Source organism: Streptomyces sp. AM6-12, assembly GCF_044327085.1.
Lineage (GTDB): Bacteria > Actinomycetota > Actinomycetes > Streptomycetales > Streptomycetaceae > Streptomyces.
Window position 1 is genome coordinate 309,954 of sequence record NZ_JBIQWN010000001.1, and the last position, 20,025, is coordinate 329,978.

1 protein-coding gene is annotated in these 20,025 nt (G+C 76.4%); it reads right to left on the minus strand.

Annotated elements, in window-relative coordinates:
* Positions 1-8: 8 nt before the first annotated feature.
* Positions 9-20,018: a non-ribosomal peptide synthase/polyketide synthase gene (locus ACE4Q9_RS01455; RefSeq protein WP_397982349.1), complete on the minus strand. Its 20,010-nt coding sequence runs from the start codon at positions 20,016-20,018 to the stop codon at positions 9-11.
* Positions 20,019-20,025: the final 7 nt, after the last annotated feature.

A 20,025-nucleotide genomic window follows, 5' to 3' on the forward strand; every position in this document is an offset into this window, starting at 1 on the left:
GGACGCCGTCATCGGCCTCCCCTGGCGTGCCGGGCGAGGTGGCGCAGGGCCTCGGCGAAGTCCTCCGCGACCCGGCGCACGGTCGCCGTGTCGTGGACGGCGGGCCGGTGGTGCCAGGTGAAGGCGAGCCGGCCGTGCTGGACGGCGCCCACCACCTCCACCAGGTGCGAGCCGGGGTCGCGGGGGTCGTGGTCCTGGCCGAACGAGCCGTGCTCCGCGCGGACCAGGCCGCCGTCCGCGGTCTCGGGGCGGGCGTCCCACTGGCCGAGGTAGTTGAACACCACCTGGCCGTGGGCGTGGGCGCCGAGGCGTTCGCGGACCTCGGGCGGACCGAAGGTGCGCAGCGCGCCGAAGCCGATGCCGTTGCCGGGTACGGCGCGCAGCTGGCGCCGTACCGACTTCACCAGGGACCGCCAGTCGCGGTCGGGGCCGAGGGTGCCGGGGTCGGGCACCTGGAGGGCGACCGGGTAGACGGTGGTGAACCAGCCGACGGTGCGGGACAGGTCGACGCCGTCGAGCAGGTCCTCGCGGCCGTGGCCCTCCAGGTCCAGGCGGATGCGGTCGTGCCCGGTCCAGCGGGCCAGTGCGAGGGCGAGGGCGGAGAGCAGCACGTCGTTGACGCGGGTGCGGTAGGCGGTGGGCGCGGAGCGGAGCAGGGCCGTGGTGTCCTCCTCACCGAGTTCCACGCTCACGGTGGCGGCCGGCCCCGCGTCGGCCGCGGGGGCGGGGTCGGCGGGGGCGGGGGCGGATCGTACGGCCTCTTCCCAGTAGGGCAGTTCGTGGTCGAGGCCGCCCTCGGCGACGTGCGCGGACAGCCGTGTGGACCACTCCCGGAAGCTGGTGCCGCGCTCCCCCAGGGTGACCGGGCCGCCCTCGCGGGCCTGCCGGTAGGCGCTCTCCAGGTCGTCCCGCAGGACGCGCCAGGAGACGGCGTCCACCACGAGGTGGTGGGCGACCAGCAGCAGGAACACGGGCCGGTCCGGGTCGCCGGTGAACAGGGCCGCGCGCAGCTGCGGGCCGTGGGCGAGGTCGAAGCCGGCGTGCAGTTCGTCGGCGGCCTTCGCCATGGCGGCGTCCGCGTCCTCGGCGGACAGCCCGCTCAGGTCGTACCGGACGAGGATGTCCTGGCCGGGGGCGGGCGGCGGGTTGAACTGCCGCCAGCCGTGCTCGTCCCTGGTGAACCGCATGCGCAGCGCGTCGTGGTGGTCGAGCAGCGCGTCGAGCGCGGTGCGCAGCGCCGCCGGGTCGGGGGCGCCGTCGAGTTCGAGCAGCGCCGACTGGTTGAAGTGGTGGTGGGCGGCGCGGGGGGTGCCGAGGAACCAGTCCTGGATCGGGGTGAGCGGCACCTCGCCGGTCACCGGGCCGTCGTCGGACCGCCGGGGCGCGGTGCGCACGACGGCGGCGAGTTCGGCGACGGTCTGGTGGGTGAACAGGTCGCGGGTGGCCACGTGCAGTCCGTCGCGGCGCAGCCGTGAGACGACCTGCATGCTGAGGATGGAGTCGCCGCCGAGCGCGAAGAAGTTGTCGTCGGCGCCGACCTCCTCGATGCCGAGGACGTCCGCCCAGATACGGGCGACGCGGCGTTCGGTGTCGGTGCGGGGCGCGGTGCGCGGTCCGCCGGCTGCCTGGGCAGGGCCGGGGGCCGGCAGGGCGCGCCGGTCGGTCTTGCCGTTCGGGGTGAGCGGCAGCCGGTCGAGCGGGACGAACACCGAGGGCACCATGTGCGGCGGCAGCAGCCCGGCGAGGTGCAGCCGCAGCTCGCCGACGGGCAGGGCGGCGCCGGGGGTGCCGCCGTCGGCGGGGGGCTCGGCCGGTACGACGTAGGCGACGAGCCGGTCCGGTGCGCCGGGCGCCTCGCCCGCGCGTACGGCCACCACCGCGTCCCGCACCAGGGGGCTGGTGCGCAGCGCGCTCTCGATCTCGCCGGGCTCGATGCGGAAGCCGCGCAGCTTGACCTGGTCGTCGGCGCGTCCGGCGAACCGGAGCAGGCCGTCGGCGGTCCAGCGGACCAGGTCCCCGGTGCGGTACATCCGCTCCCCCGGCCCGCCGAACGGGTCGGCCACGAACTGCCGGGCGGTGAGCCCGGGCCGGCCCAGGTAGCCGCGGGCGAGGCCGGGTCCGGCGATGTACAGCTCCCCGGTGACGCCGGGCGGTACGGGGCGCAGGGCGGCGTCGAGCACGCGGACGCGGGTGTGTCCGGACGGGCGGCCGATGGGGGGCGCGCCGGTGCCGGGGGTGAGCGGTCCGGTCCAGGTGGCGACGACGGTCGCCTCGGTGGGGCCGTACGAGTTGATCATGCGGCGGCCGGGTGCCCAGGCGGCGACGAGGTCGGCCGGGCACGCCTCCGCGCCCACGATGAGGGTGCGCAGGCCGGGCAGGGCGGCGGCGGTCTCCGGCCCGACGGTGGCGAGCGCGGCGGGCGGGATCAGGGCGTGGCTGACGCGCCGTACGGCGAGCACCTCGGCCAGCCGCTCCCCGACCAGCGGGCCTTCCTCGCCGGTCACCAGCGCGGCCCCGGCGAGCAGGGAGACGCACAGCTCCAGCACGGAGGCATCGAAGCTGGGCGAGGCGAACTGGAGCACCCGGTCGCCGGGCCCGGCTTCGTACTGCTCGGCGGCCGCGGCGGCGAAGGAGGCCAGTCCCCGGTGGGTGACGACGACGCCCTTGGGTGTGCCGGTGGAGCCGGAGGTGTAGATGACGTAGGCGGGGTGGGCGGGGGTCAGCGCGCGGGCGCGGTCGGCGTCCGTGGGTGCCGTGTCCGGCCCGTCGGCCGTCCAGACCTCGGCCGGGTCGTCGAGGACCAGGTGGGCGCCCGCGTCCCGGAGCATGAACTCCCGGCGCTCTTCGGGGTAGTTCGGATCGACGGGGAGGAAGGCGCCGCCGGCCTTGGTGACGGCGAGCTGGGCCACGACGGTCGCCGCCGAGCGGGGCAGCGCCAGGGCCACCACCCGCTCGGGTCCGACGCCGTCCCGGATCAGCCGGTGGGCGAGCCGGTTGGCCGCCCGGTCCACCTCGGCATAGCTCAGCTCCCGGTCGCCGTCCAGCAGCGCGACCGCGTCCGGGGTGCGGGCCGCCTGCCGTTCGAACAGCTCGGGCAGGGTCCGCTCGGGCACCGGCCGGAAGGTGCCCCGGCCCTGGTCCAGGAGCGCCGTCAGCTCGGCGTCGGAGGCCAGCGGCAGGGCGCCCAGCGGGCGGTCCGGGTCGGCGGCGACGGCGTGCAGCAGGGTGCCGAGCTGGCGGGCCATCCGCTCGGCCGTCGCCGGGTCGAACAGGTCGGTGTTGTAGGTGAGCAGGCCGTGCAGTTCCCCGGAGCCGGTCTCGGCGAACTCCAGGGTGAGGTCGAACGCGGCCTGGTCCGAGTCGGGTTCGACGTCGGTGACGTCCAGTCCCGGCAGGTCGAGGCCTGCGGCGGGGGTGTTCTGGAGGACGACCATGACCTGGAACAGCGGGCTGCGGCTAGTGTCCCGGACCGGCTGCACCTCGTCGACGACCCGCTCGAAGGGCACGTCCTGGTGGGCGAAGGCGTCCAGGACGGTCTCCCGTACGGCGATGAGGAACCCGGAGAAGGGCGCCCCCGCCTCGGCCCGTGAGCGCAGCACCAGGGTGTTCACGAAGAACCCGACGAGGGCCTGCGTCTCGGGCCGGTCGCGGCCGGAGGTGACGGTGCCGACGGCGATGTCCTCGGCGCCGGAGAGCCGGGCCAGGTAGGCCTGGGCGGCGGCGACGAGCGTGGTGAAGAGGGTGGTCCCGTGGTCGCGGGCGAGCCGGGTCAGGCCGTGGACGGTCGGGGCGGGCACCACCAGCCGGGCGGTGGCGCCGGCGCTGGTGCGCACCGGCGGCCGGGGCCGGTCGGTGGGCAGCTCCAGCGGCGCGGTGCCGGCCAGGTGCTCCTTCCAGTAGGCGAGGTGCTCGTCCGCGCCGGCGTCCCCGGTGGTGCGCTGCCAGTGCGCGTAGTCGGCGTACTGCACCGGCAGTGGCGGCAACGGCGGCTGCGGGGCGCCGAGTTCGGCCCGGTAGTAGTGGGCGAGGTCGCCGAGCAGGACGGAGGTGGACCAGCCGTCGGTGACGATGTGGTGCAGGGCGAGGGTGAGCACGTGGTCGTCGTCGGCGAACCGGACCAGGGCGGTGCGCAGCAGCGGGCCCTCGCGCAGGTCGAACGGGCGGGCGCGGTCGGCGGCGAGCAGGCGGCGCAGCTCGGGTTCCCGCGCGTTTGCGGCGAGCCCGGTCAGGTCGTGCACCGGCAGCGGGACCTGACGCGGCGGGTGGACGCGTTGGATGCCGTGTCCGTCGACGCTGTCGAAGGTGGTGCGCAGCGACTCGTGCCGGGCCGTCACGGCGGCGAGGGCCGCGCGGAGCGCGCCGGTGTCCAGGGTGCCGCGCAGCCGCAGGGCGAGCGCGGTGACGTACTCGGCGCCGCCGGGCTCGAACTCGTGCAGGAACCACAGGCGTTGCTGGGCGTGGGACATCGGTGCCACGGCGTCCCTGGTCACGGGGACGAGGGCCGGGCGGCCGGAGCCCTGCCGTTGGCCGAGCAGGCGGGCCAGCGCGGCCGGGGTGGGGTGGGTGAACACCGCGCGGGGGGTGACCTCGGTGTCGAAGACCTCGGCGAGGCGGGAGGCGAGGCGGATGCTGAGGATCGAGTCGCCGCCCAGCTGGAAGAAGTCGTCCTCCGCGCCGGGGGGTTCGCTGCCCAGCACCTCGCCGAAGACGGCCGCCGTGCGGCGTTCGGCCTCGGTGCGGGGTGCCACCCGCGCGCCGTCCGGCCGGGCCTCGGGCGCGGGCAGGGCGGCCCGGTCGACCTTGCCGTTGCGGCTCAGCGGGAGGGCGGCGAGCGGCACGAAGGCGGCGGGGACGAGGTAGTCGGGCAGGGACCGGGCGGCGAAGGCCCGCAGCTCCTCCGGGTCGTGTGCGGCCGGTCCGACGACGTAGGCCACGAGCCGCTTGACGCCCGGCCGGTCCTCGCGGGCCACCACGGTGACGTCGGTGACGTCCGGGTGGGCGGCGAGCGCGGCCTCGGCCTCGCCGGGTTCCACCCGGAAGCCCCGGATCTTGACCTGGTCGTCGGCGCGGCCGAGGAATTCGACGGTGCCGTCCGGGCGCCTGCGGGCCAGGTCGCCGGTGCGGTACATCCGTTCGCCCGGCGCGCCGGACGGGTCGGCGAGGAACCGGGCCGCGGTGTCGCCGGGGCGGCCCAGGTAGCCGCGGGCGACGCCTTCCCCGGCCAGGTACAGCTCGCCCGCGCAGCCCGGCGGTACGGGCCGCAGCCGGGCGTCGAGTATGTGGACGCGCAGGTCGTCCAGCGGGCGGCCGATGGGCACGGTGCCGGGCACCGCATCCGGGTCGGCGAGCGCGAACGACGTCGCGAACGTCGTCGTCTCGGTGGGGCCGTAGCCGTCGACCACGGTCAGGCCGGGGCAGGCGCCGAGGACCCGGCGCACGGCCGTGGCGGGCACCACGTCACCGCCGGTCCACACCTGCCGCAGGCCGCGGAAGCAGTCGGGGGCGTCCTGGGCGAGCAGCCGGAACAGTCCGGCGGTCAGCCACAGCGCGGTCAGCCCGCCGTCGCCGGCGAGCCGGCGCAGCAGGGTGGCGTCCACGCCCTGGGCCGGGGCGACGACCACCCGGCCGCCGTTGAGGAGCGGCGCCCACACCTCGAAGGTGGCGGCGTCGAAGGCGACCGGCGAGTGCAGCAGCACCCGGTCGCACACGCCGTCGGCGAACCGGCTGTCGGTGGCCAGCGCGGCCACGTCCCGGTGCCGTACCGCCACCGCCTTGGGCCGGCCGGTGGACCCGGAGGTGAACATCACGTAGGCCAGCCGATCGGGGTCGGCGTCCGGGAGCGGGTTCGTGGCGGGGCCGGTGCCAGTGAGGCCGGCGGCCGGGGCCGTGGCCGTGGGGTTGGGGTAGGCGGCGGTCACGTCGGTGGTGGTGAGGCGGGACGTCGCGCCGGCCTGCGCGAGCAGGGCCCGGCGGCGGTCCTCGGGGGCGCGGCCGTCGAGGGGCAGGTAGGCGCCGCCGGCCATGAGCACGGCGAGCTGGGCGACGACGAGTTCGGCGGAGCGGTCCAGCAGCAGTGCCACCCGGTCCTCGGCCGCCAGGCCGTCGGCGCGCAGCCGGCCGGCCAGCGCTGCGGCCCAGTCGTGCAGCTGCCGGTAGGTCAGTTCCCGGTCGCCGTCCTGCACCGCGATCGCGTCGGGGCTGCGGCGGGCCTGCTCGGTGAACAGGTCGACCGGGCTGCGCGGGGCGGCCGGGCGGGCGGTGGTGTTCCAGGCGGCGAGCAGTTCGCGGTCGGCCGGGGTGAGCAGGTCGAGGCCGGCCAGGTCGCTGTCGAACCCGTCGGCGAGTTCCGCCAGCAGCGTGGCCAGGCGGTCCGCGGCGCGCTCGGCGGTGCCGGGGTCGAACAGGGCGGGGTCGTAGGCGAGATCGAAGGCGAGCCGTTCGCCGAGGTGGGCGCGCAGGCACCAGGGGAAGGTGGTGGCGTCGTCCGCGCGCACCTCCTCCACCCGGACGCCGGTACGGGCCGTCGCCGACTCGTCCACGGGGTAGTTCTCGAACACCACCATGCTGTCGAACAGCGGCTCGCCGGGCGGGACCTCGCTCACCGCCTGGATGCGCGGCAGCGCGAGGAAGTCGAAGCGGCGGGCGTCGCTCCCCCGCTCCTGGATGGCGCGCAGCCACGGCAGGACCGGCCCGGCGGGCACGCGGACGCGGGTCGGCACGGTGTTGATGAACATGCCGATCATGCCTTCGACGCCGGGCAGTTCGGCCGGGCGGCCGGAGACGGTCGTGCCGAACACCACGTCGTCCCGGCCGCTGGAGCGGGCCAGCAGCAGCGCCCAGGCGCCCTCCAGGACGGTGTTGACGGTGAGTCCGGCGCGTGCGGCGCTCTCCCGCAGCCGGCGCGAGACGTCCGCGTCCAGCTCGTGGTGGACGGCGGCGGCCGAGCGGGCGCGGTGGGCCTCGGCGGGCGTGCGGTCGTACGGCAGCGGGGTGCGGCCGGTGAACCCGGCCAGCGCCTCGGCCCAGTGCCGTTCGGCCGCCGGCTCGTCCTGGGCGGCGAGCCAGTGCAGGAAGTCCGCGAACGGCCGCCTGACCGGGGGCGCTTGGTCCGGGCCGCCGGTGAGGGCCGCGTACCGTTCGCACACCTCGGTGAGGAGCTGCCCGGTGCTCCACCCGTCGAGGACGATGTGGTGGGTGGACCACACCAGCAGCACCTCGTCGCCGGGCAGGGCCGCGAGGGTGAGCCGGGTGAGCGGGGCGGTGGTGAGGTCCATGCCGGCCGCGCGGTCCTCGGCGAGCAGCCGCTCGGTGGCCTCGGCGCGCTGTGCGGGTGTCAGGGCGCGCCAGTCGAGCCGGGTGACGGGCAGTTCGGCGTGCCGGTGGACCACCTGCACCGGGTGGGGCAGGCCGTGCCAGTGCACGGAGGTGCGCAGGGCCGGGGTGCGGTCCGCGACCTGCTGCCAGGCGGCGGCGAAGGCCCGCGGGTCGGCCACGCCGGCCAGGCGTACGGCCGTGCGGTCGGCGTAGGCGTGCTCGGTGTCCACGAGGCCGTGGAACAGCATGCCGGACTGGAGCGGGGTGAGCGGCAGGACGTCCTCGATGTCGCGTCCGGTGCCGACCAGCCGGTCCAGCCGGTCCTGGTCGAGGCCGGCGAGCGGGAAGTCGGAGGGGGTGCGGCCGCCCGCGGTGGGCAGGGCGCAGTGCGCCACGATGTCCCGCAGGGCGGCCAGTGTCTCCTCGGCGAGCCCGCGGACGGTGTCCTCGTCGTAGACCGCCGCCGGGTAGGTCCAGCCGAACTCCAGCCGGCCGTCCTGGACGACTCCGGTGATGTCCAGCAGGTAGGGGCGGGGTTCGTCCGGGTCGGTGTCCCGGCCGGCCGGGGGCAGGGCGCCGCGGACCAGGCCGCCGGAGCCGGTGCCGGTGTCCCATTGGCCGTGGTAGTTGAAGCCGACCTGCGGGGCCGGGGCTGCGGTCAGCGGGCTGCCGGGGACGAGGTGGCGCAGGGCGCCGTGGCTCAGCCCGTGCCGCGGGACCGCGCGCAGTTGCTCCTTGACCGCGCGGAGGGTGTCGTGCCATCCGGCGTCCGGGGCGGCGGTGAGGGCGAGCGGGTACTCGGCGGTGAACCAGCCGACGGTCCGCGACAGGTCGACGTCCTCGAACAGGTCCTCCCGGCCGTGTCCCTCCACGCCGAGCAGCACGGTGTCGCGCCCGCACCAGCGGGCCAGGGTGCGGCCGAGGGCGCTGAGCAGGACGTCGTTGACCTGGGTGCGGTAGCACTCGGGGACCTTGCGCAGCAGCGCGTCGGTGGTCGCGGCGTCCAGGGTGACCGTGAGGGTGGCGGCGGTGCCGTGGGTGTTGGCGCCGGGCCGGCCCGCGGGCAGGGCGGCGGGGGCGGCGGCGGTACGGGTCCAGTAGTCCAGGTCGCCGTCCAGCGCGCCGGAGCGGGTGTGCTCCGCGAGCCGGGTGGCCCAGTGCCCGAAGGAGGTGCCGGTGGCGGGGAGTTCGACGGGGCGTCCGGCCGCCGTCGCACGGTGGGCGGTCTCCAGGTCGGCCAGCAGGATGCGCCAGGAGACGCCGTCGATCACCAAGTGGTGCGCGGTGATGATGAGTTGCGGAGCCCGGCGCGGTCCCCGGTCGAAGAACAGGACGCGCAGCACGCGGCCTTCGCGGGGGTCGAGTCCGGACTGCGCCTCGTCGGTGAGCCGCTGGACCTCGGCCTCCAGCGCGGCGCCGGTGAGCCGGGCCGCGTCGTGGCGGCTGAAGACGCCGTCGGGTGCCTGCGGCAGGGCTTCCTGGCGCCAGCCGTCCGCGGTGTTGCGGAACCGGGTGCGCAGCGCCGCGTGGTGGCGTACGAGGGCGTCGACGGCCGCGCGGACGGTCTCTTCGGCGGTGTCCGGGGCGAGTTCGAGGCGCTGGGTCATGGTGAAACGGAGGGACCCGCCGGGGTCGCGGCCGTCCAGGTACCAGCGCTGGATCGGGGTGAGGGGTGCCTCCCCGGTCAGCTCGGCGGCGGCCGGGCGGGGCGCCGACTCCTCGGTGCGCAGGGCGAGTTCGGCGACGGTCTGGTGGCGGAAGACGTCCTTGGTGGTGAGGGCGAGTCCGGCCTGCCGGGCGCGGGCGACGATCTGGATGCTGAGGATGGAGTCGCCGCCGAGCGCGAAGAAGTTGTCGCGGGCGCCGACCCGTTCGACTCCGAGCACCTGCGCCCAGATCGCGGCCAGGCGCTGCTCAGTGCCGGGCCGGGGGGCGACGTAGGGGGTGGTGCTGTCGGGCTGCGCGGGCGGGGCCGGCAGGGCGCGCCGGTCTGTCTTGCCGCTGGTGGTGCGCGGGATGCGGGCCAGCGGGACGAACGCGGTGGGCACCATGTGGTCGGGCAGGGTGCGGCGCAGCGCGAGGCGCAGGTCGTCGGCGGACGGGACGCGGTCGCCGGCCGGCACCACGTAGCCGACGAGCACGGTGCGTCCGGCGTGTTCGCGGGCGGCGACCGCGGCGTCGGCGATGTCCGGGTGACCGAGGAGGGCGGCCTCCACCTCGCCGGGCTCGATGCGGAACCCGCGGATCTTGACCTGTTCGTCCACCCGGCCGAGGAACTCCAGCAGCCCGTCCCGGTCCCAGCGGGCCCGGTCCCCGGTGCGGTACATCCGCTCGCCGGGCGCCCCGAACGGGTCGGCGAGGAAGCGGGCGGCGGTGAGTCCGGGCCGGTTCAGGTAGCCGCGGGCCACCTGGGCGCCGGCCAGGTACAGCTCGCCGGGCACGCCGGGCGGCACCGGCCGCAGGGCGCCGTCGAGCACGTAGGCGCGCAGGTTGCCGCCGGGGCGGCCGATGACGGGCCGGTCGGGGCGGTCCGCGCAGCGGCCGTAGACGGCGTCGACGGTGCACTCGGTGGGCCCGTACATGTTGTACACCGCGATGTCCAACTCGCGTTCCAGCCGCACGAGTTCGCGCCAGTCGGCCGGGGTGACGGCCTCGCCGCCGACGAGCAGCAGCTCCGGGTGGTGGCGGTCGGCGGCCAGCAGGCCGGCGGAGGTCAGCTCGCGCAGGAAGGACGGGGTGACGTTGACCAGGTCGAGGCGGCGCTCGGCGACGTGGGCGCAGAAGGCCTCGGGGTCCAGGCGTACGTCCTCGTCGATGAGGTGCACCTCGTGGCCGAGGGCGAGCAGCAGCGGCCCTTCCCAGGAGGTGTCGAAGGAGAAGGAGGCACTGAGCGCGGCCCGCAGCCGGCGGCCGTCCGCGGTGTGCGGGGCGAGCAGACCTCTCTCGTGGTCGTGGCACAGGTTGACCAGCTGCCGGTGTTCGACGGCGACGCCCTTGGGGCGGCCGGTGGAGCCGGAGGTGTAGATGACGTAGGCGGTGTGGCGGGGCAGCAGGGGCCGGACGCGGTCAGCGTCGGTCGGGTCGTGGGCGGGCAGCCGGTCCCAGGGCACCGCGCCGAGGTCGGTGAGCAGGGTGTGCGGGCGGGCGTCGGACAGCAGGAACTCAGCGCGGTCCGGCGGGAGTTCGGGGTCGAGGCTGAGCAGGGCGGCACCGGCCTTGGCGACCGCGAGCAGTGCCACCACCTGTTCGGAGGTCCGTGGCAGCCGGGCGGCGACGACGTCCTCGGGGCCGGCGCCCCGCTCGATGAGGTGGTGGGCGAGCCGGTTGGCGCGCTCGTTCAGCGTGGCGAAGTCCAGGGTGGTGTCGCGGGCGACCAGCGCGGTGTGGTGCGGGGTGCGGGCGGCCCGTGCCTCGAACAGGGCGGGGAAGGTGGTGTCCGGGTCGGGCAGCCGGGCGCCCTCGCCCTGCCGGAGCACCTGCTCGCGTTCGGCGGCGGTCATCAAGGGCAGCGCGCCGGCGGGCTGTTCCGGGGACGCGGCGGCGGCCTCCAGCAGGACGCGCAGCCGGCCGGCGAGGCGCTCGGCGGTGTCGCGGTCGAAGAGTTGGGTGTTGTACTCCAGGTAGCCGGTCAGGCCGCCGTCGCTCTCCACGAAGTCGAAGGCCAGGTCGAAGGTGGCGGTGCGGACCGGCGGGGTGACGGGCTCGGCGGTCAGGCCGGGCAGCCGGGGCGGCTCGGCGTCCAGGTTGTGCAGGGCGACCATGACCTGGAACAGCGGGGTGCGGCTGGTGTCCCGCTCGGGCTGTACGGCGTCCACCACCCTCTCGAAGGGCACCTCCTGGTGGGCGAAGGCGTCCAGGACGGTCGCGCGGACCTCGGACAGCAGCTCGCGGAAGGGCAGTTCGGGCCGGATCCGGGAGCGCAGCACCAGGGTGTTGACGAACATGCCGACCACGTCGTGCAGTTCGGGCCGGTCGCGCCCCGCGGTCACGGTGCCGACGGTGACGTCCTCCTGCCCGGCCCAGCGCGCGAGCAGTACCTGACAGGCCGTCACCAGGGTCATGTACAGGGTGGCGTCGGCCTGCCGTCCGCGTTCGCGCAGCCGCTCGGTGAGCGCGGCCGGCAGGGTGAAGGTCACCAGGTCGCCGTCGCGGGTGCGGACGGCCGGGCGCGGGCGGTCGGTGGGCAGCTCCAGCGGGGTGACGCCGTCCAGGACCGCCCGCCAGTGGGCGAGTTCGGCCTCGGCCCGGTCGGCGCGGGCCCGCTGCCAGGCGGCGTGCTCGGCGTAGCGGACGGGCAGCGCGGGCAGGTGGGGCCCGCGGTTCTCCAGGGCCGCCGCGTACAGCTCGCCCAGGTCCCGGCCGAGCACGCCGACGGACCAGCCGTCGGTGACGATGTGGTGCACGGCCAGGACGAGTACGTGGTCGTCGGCGGCCAGCCGGGCCAGGCGGGCGCGCAGCAGCGGCCCGGAGGCCAGGTCGAAGGGGGCGGCGGCCACGCGCTCCAGGAAGCCGTCCAGGGCCGTGGGGTCCGGGAGGTCGGTCACCGGCAGGTCGACGGGCCGCGCCGGGTGGACGATCTGCCGTGCCTGGCCGTCGACTTCGGCGAACGTGGTGCGCAGGGCCTCGTGCCGGGCGACGAGGCCGTCCAGGGCGGCGCCGAGGGCGGCGGTGTCGAGCGGGCCGCGCAGCCGCAGCGCGGACAGGGTGGTGTATTCGGTGCTGCCGGGTTCGAACCGGTCGAGGAACCAGAGGCGTTGCTGCGCGTACGACAGGGGTGCGGGGGCGTCCGGGGCGAGGGCCGGGATGGCGTCGGCGCGGTGCGCGCCGTCCGGTTCGCCGAGCGCGGCGGCGAGGCGGGACAGCGTGGGGTGGGTGAACAGCAGCCGGGGTGAGACATCCGTGCCGAAGGCGGCGCGCAGCCGGGAGGTGACCCGTACGGCGAGGATGGAGTCGCCGCCGAGGGCGAAGAAGTCGTCGTCGGCGCCGACCTCGTCGGTGTCCAGGACGTCCGTCCAGGCGGCGGCGACCAGTTGTTCGGCGCGGGTGCGCAGGGGGGTGCGGGCGCGGTCCGCGGCGAAGCCGTCGGGGCCGGGCGCGGGCAGGGCGCGCCGGTCGAGCTTGCCGTTCACGGTGAGCGGCAGCGCGGCCATCGGCACGTAGGCCGCCGGCACCATGTGCGCGGGCAGCAACGACTCCAGGTGGGCGCGGAGTTCGGCGGCGGGCGGGGGCGGGGCGGTGCGCTCGCCGGTGCCGGTGCCGACGACGTGGGCGACCAGGCGGCGGGTGCCGGCGGTGTCCTCGTACACGCCGACGGCGGCGGCGCCCACCCGCGGGTGGCGGTGCAGGGCGGCCTCGATCTCGCCGGGCTCGATGCGGTAGCCGCGGATCTTCACCTGCTGGTCGGCGCGGCCGAGGTACTCAAGCGAGCCGTCGGCGCGCCGCCGGGCCCGGTCCCCGGTGCGGTACATGCGGGTGCCGGGCCGCCCGAACGGGTCGGCGAGGAACCGGGTGGCCGTGAGGCCGGGCCGGTTCAGGTAGCCGCGCGCCAGGCCCTCGCCGGCGACGAACAGCTCCCCGACAGCGCCGGGCGGCACGGGCCGCAGCAGCTCGTCCAGCACGTGGACCCGCAGGTCCGGGATGCCGGTGCCGATGGGGCTGGCGGCACCGGTGCGGGCGGTCGAGCGGTCCAGCGGGGCGTAGGTGACGTGCACGGTGGTCTCGGTGATGCCGTACATGTTCACCAGGCGCGGCGCGGTGTCCGGGTGGCGGGTGTACCAGTCGGCGAGCCGGTCCACGTCCAGCGCCTCACCGCCGAAGATCACCGTGCGCAGGGCCAAGCGGGCGCTGACGTCAGGGAGTTCGGCGTCGGCCCGCGCCAGCGGGTAGAACGCGGAGGGGGTCTGGTTGAGGACGGTGACCCGTTCGTCGGCGAGCAGCCGCAGGAAGTCCTCCGGGGAGCGGGCGGTGTCCTCGGGGACGATCACCAGCCGGCCGCCGTGCAGCAGCGGGCCCCACAGCTCCCACACGGAGAAGTCGAAGGCGTAGGAGTGGAACAGCGTCCACACGTCGTCGGGGCCGAAGCCGAACCAGTGCCGGGTGCGGGTGAACAGCCGGACCACGTTGGCGTGCGGCACGACGACGCCCTTGGGGCGGCCGGTGGAGCCGGAGGTGTAGATGGCGTAGGCGGGGCTCTCGGGCAGCGCGCGGCGGGCGGGGCCCGCGGCGGGGCGGCGGGCGAGGTCGGCGCGGACGCCGGGGTCGTCCAGCGGCAGGAGGGGTACGGCCGGTTCGTCCCCGTACCCGGTGGTGGTCACCAGGGCCACCGGAGCGGCGTCGGCGAGGAGTTGGCGGGTCCGCTCGGCGGGCTGCCGGGGGTCGACGGGCAGGTAGGCGGCGCCGGTCTTGAGCACGGCGAGGACGGCCACGACCAGGTCGGTGGAGCGGGGCAGTGCCAGGGCGACGAACGTCTCGGGTCCGGCGCCGAGTTCGACGAGCCGGTGGGCGAGCTGTCCGGAACGCGCGTCGAGGGTGGCGTAGTCGAGCCGGTCGGCGCCGCAGCAGACGGCCTCCGCGCCGGGGGTGCGGGCGGCCTGGGCGGAGAAGAGGGCGTCCAGGGTGTCGGCGGGCCGGCCCTCCTCGGGGCCGTTCCACTCGACGGGTATCCGCCGTCGTTCAGCGGCGGTGGTCCAGGCGAGGTCGCGCACCGGCCGCTCGGGGTCGTCGGCCAGTTCGGTGAGCAGCAGGCACAGCCGGTCGGCGAGGTCCCGTGCGGTCGCGGGTTCGAACAGCCGCGGGTCGTACGCGAGGTCGAAGCCGAACCGGTCGCCCTGGTAGGCGCGGAGCACGAGGGCGTAGTTGGTGGCGTCGCGGGCGGACACGTCCGCCAGGCGTATTCCGGCGCCGGCCGAACGGGCCTCGTCGAAGGGGTAGTTCTCGAAGGCCACCATGCTGTCGAACAGCGGGCTGCCGGACGGCACGTCGCTCAGCGCGGTCAGTTCGGCCAGCGACACCGCGGCGAACCGGCGTGCGTCCGCCTGTGCTTCCTGGAGTTCCCGGAGCCATGCGGTGGCGGTACGGCGGCCGTCCACGCGGACACGGGTGGGCAGGGTGTTGATGAACATGCCGACCATCGACTCGACGCCGGGCAGGTCGTCGGGACGCCCGGAGACGGTGGTGCCGAACAGCACGTCCGGTTCGGCGCTGTAGCGGGACAGCAGCAGCGCCCAGGCGCCCTGCACCACGGTGGAGAGGGTGAGTCCGGCGGCGCGGGCGGTGCGGGCGAGGCGCGCGGAGACCTCGGCGGAGAGTCCGGCGGTGTGCAGGCCCGCGGAGCGGGTCTCGTGGCCGGGGCGCCGGGGGCGGTCGGCGGGCAGCGGGGTGGGCGTGGCGAACCCGGCGAGGACGTCCCGCCAGTGCGCGCGGGCCGCCGCGCCGTCCTGTCCGGCGAGCCAGCGCACGTAGTCGCCGAACGGGCGGCGGGCCGGGGGCCGGTGCGGGGTGCCGGTGGTCAGCGCCGTGTACTCGGCGAACACGTCGGTGAGGACCTGGGCGAGGCTCCAGCCGTCCAGGATGAGGTGGTGGGAGGTCCACAGCAGGTGCAGCCGGTCGCCGGGCAGTCGGACGAGGGTGAGCCGCATCAGCGGGGCGGCCGTAAGGTCGAGTCCGCGCGCGAGGTCGTCGGCGCGCAGCCGCTCCCACCGCGTGTCCCGCTCCGCCGCGGCCGGCTCCCGCCAGTCCACCTGCTCGACGGGCACGGTGACCCGGCGGTGCACGACCTGGAGCGGGACGGGTACGTCCTCCCACACCACGCTGGTGCGCAGGGCGGGGGTGCGGTCGGTGACCCGCTGCCAGGCCAGGGCGAGGGCGCCGGGGTCGGTGACGCCCTCCAGGAGCAGCGCGGCCTGGTCGAGGTACACGTCGTCCGGTCCGCCGACCAGCCGGTGGAAGAGCATGCCCTCCTGGAGCGGGGTGAGCGGCAGCAGGTCCTCGATGTCCCGGCCGTCACCGGCGAGGCGGTCCACACCGGCCTGGTCGAGGCGGGCCAGCGGGAAGTCGGAGGGGGTACGGCCGCCCGCGCCGGGCCGCGCGCAGTGGTCGGCGATGGCGCCGAGGGCCCGGACCATGCCGTCGGCCAGCCGCTCGACGGTGGCGGCCCGGTGCACCTGGTCGCTGTAGTGCCAGGTGATCTCCAGCTCGCCGTCGGCGACCAGCGCGGACACGTCCAGCAGGTGGTCGAGCGGCTCACCGGGGTCGGTGTCCGGGCCGGGTACGTCGGCGGTGGGCGCGAAGTCGCCGCCGCCGGGCGCCTCCCACTGACCGTGGTAGGTGAAGCACACCTGGGGCAGCGGGAGTTCGCCCAGGGCGCGGGCTTCCGGCCGGGGTGAGCCGAGGTGGGCGAGGGCCTGGTAGCCGAGGCCGCGGCGGGGCACGGACCGCAGCCGCTCCTTGACGGCCTTGAGGGTGCTCCCCCAGTCGTCCGGTCCGGCCGGGGTCAGGGTGACCGGGTACTGGGTGGTGAACCAGCCCACCGTGCGGGACAGGTCGGCGCCCTCGGCCAGGTCCTCCTCGCGGCCGTGGCCCTCCAGCGCGACGGTCACCCGGTCCGTGCCCGTCCAGTCGGCGAGCACCCGGCCCAGCGCGCTCAGCAACACGTCGTTGACCTGGGTGCGGTAGGCCGCCGGCACCCGTCGCAGCAGCGCCTCGGTGGTGGTGCGGTCCAGCCGGGTGCGGACGGTGCGCACGGACCCGGCGAGCGGGGTGCCGGGCAGGTCGACGGGGAGCGGGGTGCGGGGCTCGGCCACCTCCCGCGTCCAGTGGGGCAGGTCGTCGTCCAGGCCGCCGGCCCGTACCCGGTCGGCGAGTTCGCGCGCCCAGTCGGCGAACGCGGTGTGCTCGGGCTCCGGCCGGGGCTCCTCCCCCGCCGCCGCCTGCCGGTAGGCGTCCGCCAGGCCGGAGAGCAGGATGCGCCAGGAGACGCTGTCGACGGCCAGATGGTGGGCGGTGAGGAAGAGGCGGGGGCGTTCTGTGCCGGTGAGCAGGGCGGCGCGCAGCAGGGTGCCGGTGGTCGGGTCGAGGGCCGCGCGGGCCGCCGCCGCGGCCTCGGCGGGCCGGGTGCCGGGGGCGTGCCGGGTCAGCAGCGGGCCGTCCGGGGCGGGGCCGGGGTGCTGGAGCCAGGTGTCGCCGGAGCGGGTGAAGCGGGTACGCAGGGCGGGGTGTTGGGCCACCAGGGCGGCCAGTGCCTCCTCCAGGGCCCGCTCGTCGAGGTCGTGCGGCAGGTCGAGCAGCATCGACATGCTGAAGTGCCGCAGCGGGCCGTGCGTGGCGAAGAACCACTCCTGGACGGGGGTGAGCGGGGCGGGCCCCTCCCGGTGCGGGCGCCGGGGTGCCCGGGCGACGTCGGTGCGAGGGGTCGCGGCGGCGGCCAGGTCGGCGACCGTCTGGTGCCGGAAGACGTCCTGGGAGCCGATCCGCAGCCCGGCGGCGCGGGCACGGGAGACGGCCTGGATGCTCAGGATGGAGTCGCCGCCCAGCTCGAAGAAGTTGTCGGTGACGCCCACCCGGTCCACGCCGAGCACCTCGGCCCACACGGCCGCCAGGGTCTCCTCCTCGGGGGTGCGGGGGGCAACGAACTCCCTTTCCGTCTCCAGGGTTTCGGGGGCGGGCAGGGCGCGGCGGTCCAGCTTGCCGCTGGTGGTCAGCGGCAGCGCGGCCAGGGCAGTGAAGGAGGACGGCACCCAGGCGTCCGGCAGCACGCGGCGCAGGGCGGCCCGCAGCTCGGCGGGGGCGGGCCGGGGGGCGCCGGGCGCGGGGACGACGTAGGCGGCGAGGCGGGTGTGGCCGTGCGCGTCGGGTGCGGCCACGACCGCGGCGGCGGCGATGCCGTCCAGCGCCAGCAGGGCGGCCTCGATCTCGCCGGGCTCGATGCGGTGGCCGCGCACCTTGACCTGGTCGTCGGCGCGCCCCAGGTAGTCGACGCGGCCGTCGGCGGTCCAGCGGGCGAGGTCGCCGGTGCGGTACATGCGGGTGCCCGCCGGGCCGTACGGGTCGGGCAGGAACCGGGCGGCGGTCAGGCCCGGCCGGCCGGTGTAGCCGCGGGCGAGCTGGGGGCCCGCGAGGTACAGCTCGCCGCCGACGCCGGGCGGCACCGGCTGGAGCCGGTCGTCCAGGACGTAGGCCCGCACGCCGGGCAGCGGCCGGCCCACCAGCGGGCGGTCCCCGCCGTCGATGCGGCAGGACAGCGCGTCGACGGTGCACTCGGTGGGGCCGTAGAAGTTGTGGGCGGTCACGTCGGGGTGGGCGGCCAGCTCCCGCCACAGCGCGGGGCCGACCGCCTCGCCGCCGAGCATGAGGACGCGGGGGTGGTGCCGGGGGTCGGTGAGCAGTCCGGCGGGAAGCAGCTGCCGCAGGTAGGAGGGGGTGACGTCGAGGAAGTCGACGCGGTGCTCGACGACGTACTCGACCAGGGCGGCCGGGTCCATCCGGGTCACCTCGTCGACCAGGTGCAGCGGGTGGCCGTCGGCCATCAGCAGCACGCCCTCCAGGGAGGTGTCGAAGGAGAACGACGCGGTGAGCGCGACGCGCAGCGGGCCGCCGCCCGCCTCGGCGACGAAGCCCGCCCGGTGCGCGGCGAGCAGGTGCGCCGCCGCGCGGTGTGACACGGCGACCCCCTTGGGGCGGCCGGTGGAGCCGGAGGTGTGGATGACGTACGCGGTGTGCTCCCCGTCCAGCGGGGCGCGCCGGTCGGCGTCGGTCGGGTCGGTGTCCGGGGCGGTCGCGGGTACGGCGCGCAGGGCGTCTTCGTCCAGCAGCAGGGCGGGACGGGTGTCGTCCAGCAGGTACCGGACGCGTTCCTCGGGCAGGGCGGGGTCGAGCGGGAGGTAGCCGGCGCCGGACTTCCACACGGCGAGGATCGCGGTGATCATGTCGGCGGTGCGCGGCAGCCGCAGCGCGACCAGCCGCTCGGGGCCGGCGCCGCGGGCGATGAGGTGGTGGGCGAGCCGGTTGGCGCGCGCGTTGAGGGTGGCGTAGTCGAGCCGTTCGCCGCCCGCGACGAGGGCGAGGGCGCCCGGGGTGCGGGCGGCGCGGCGCTCGAACAGCCGCGGGTGCAGGGCGTCGGGCTCGGGGTGGTGCGTCCCCGCGTTCCCGTGGGCGAGGACCTGGCGGGTCTCCGCCTCGGACAGCAGGGGCAGGGTGCCCAGCGGCCGGTCCGGGGCGGCGGTCGCGCCCTCCAGCAGGCGGAGCCACTGCCCGGCCAGCCGCTCGGCCGTGGCCGCGTCGAACAGGTCGGTGCGGTACTCCAGCAGCCCGGTCAGGCCCTCGCCCTCGGGGACGAACTCCACGCTCAGGTCGAAGGTGGCCGCCTGCCGGGGCACGCCGACCGGGGTGGTGGCGAGTCCGTGCGGGGCGGTCGCGGCGGGCGGGTCGGGGTGCAGCAGGACGAGGACGTCGAACAGCGGGTTCCGGCCGGCCTCGCGGGGGGCGCCGACCGCCTCCACGACCCGTTCGAACGGTGTGTCGCCTTGCGCGAAGGCGTCGTTGACCGTGTCGGCGGCCCGCGCCAGCAGCTCGCGGAACGAGCCGGAACGGTCCACCGCGGTGCGCAGCACGACGGTGTTCACGAAGAAACCGACGGTGCGTTCCAGCTCGGTGCGGGAGCGGCCGGGGGTGAGGGAGCCGACGGTGATGTCGTCCTGTCCCGACCAGCGGGCCAGCAGGGCCTGGGTGGCCGCGACCAGGGCGGTGTGCAGGGTGCTGTGCTGCTCACGGGCGAGGTCGCGCAGCCGGGTGGCGAGCGCGGCGGGGACGGTGAAGGTGTGGACGGCGCCGGTGCCCGCCTCCTCGCCGCGCCGCGGCCGGTCCAGGGGCAGCTCCGGTGCCACGGCGCCGGTCAACCGCTCCTTCCAGTGCGCGAGTTGGCGCTCCAGGCGGAGGCCCGAGAGCTGTTCGCGCTGCCACACCGCGAAGTCCGGGTACTGCGTGGCCACCGGCGGCAGTTCGGGTGCGGCGCCCCGGGCGAGGGCGTCGTAGGCGGTGCACAGCTCGTCCAGGACGACGCCCATGGACCAGCCGTCGGTGACGATGTGATGGGCCGTCAGCAGCAGGACGTGCGCGTCGGCGGACTCGCGCAGCAGCAGGGCGCGCAGCAGCGGCCCGTGCCGCAGGTCGAAGGGGCGGGCGTACTCCGTCCGCAGGTCCGTGTCCAGGTCGGTGGTGTCCCGGACGGGCAGCGGCACCGGGGCCGCCGGGTGCACCCGCTGTGCCGGGCGGCCGTCGGTCTCCTCGAAGGTGGTGCGCAGGGCCTCGTGCCGGGCGACGACGGCGGCCAGGGCGGAACCCAGCGCCGCCTGGTCCAGCGGGCCGGTGAAGCGGACCGCGACCGCGCTGTTGTAGCGGGGGTCGCCGGGCCGCAGCCGGTCCAGGAACCACAGGCGCTGCTGGGCGAAGGACAGCGGCAGCGGGCGGTCCCGGTCGGCGCGCGGGATGCCCTGCCGGGCGGCCGGGGCGGTGCCGCCGGCCCGGCCGGCGAGCCGCCGCCGCAGCGCCTCGCGCATCTGCTCGGGCAGCGCCTCGGCGCGGTCCCGCCGGGAGGTCCGGGCGGAGCGGGCGGGCCGGGCGGCACCGGAGGAGTTCGCGGGGTCCGAGGAGTTCGCGGAGTCCGCGGAGTCGGAAGGGTTCGAGGGGGTCGAAGGGGTCGAAGACGTCATGGTCGTC

Coding starts and splice junctions, on each gene's coding strand:
- ACE4Q9_RS01455 (WP_397982349.1), bottom strand. CDS start 20,018: ATGACGTCTTCGACCCCTTCGACCCCCTCGAACCCTTCCGACTCCGCG.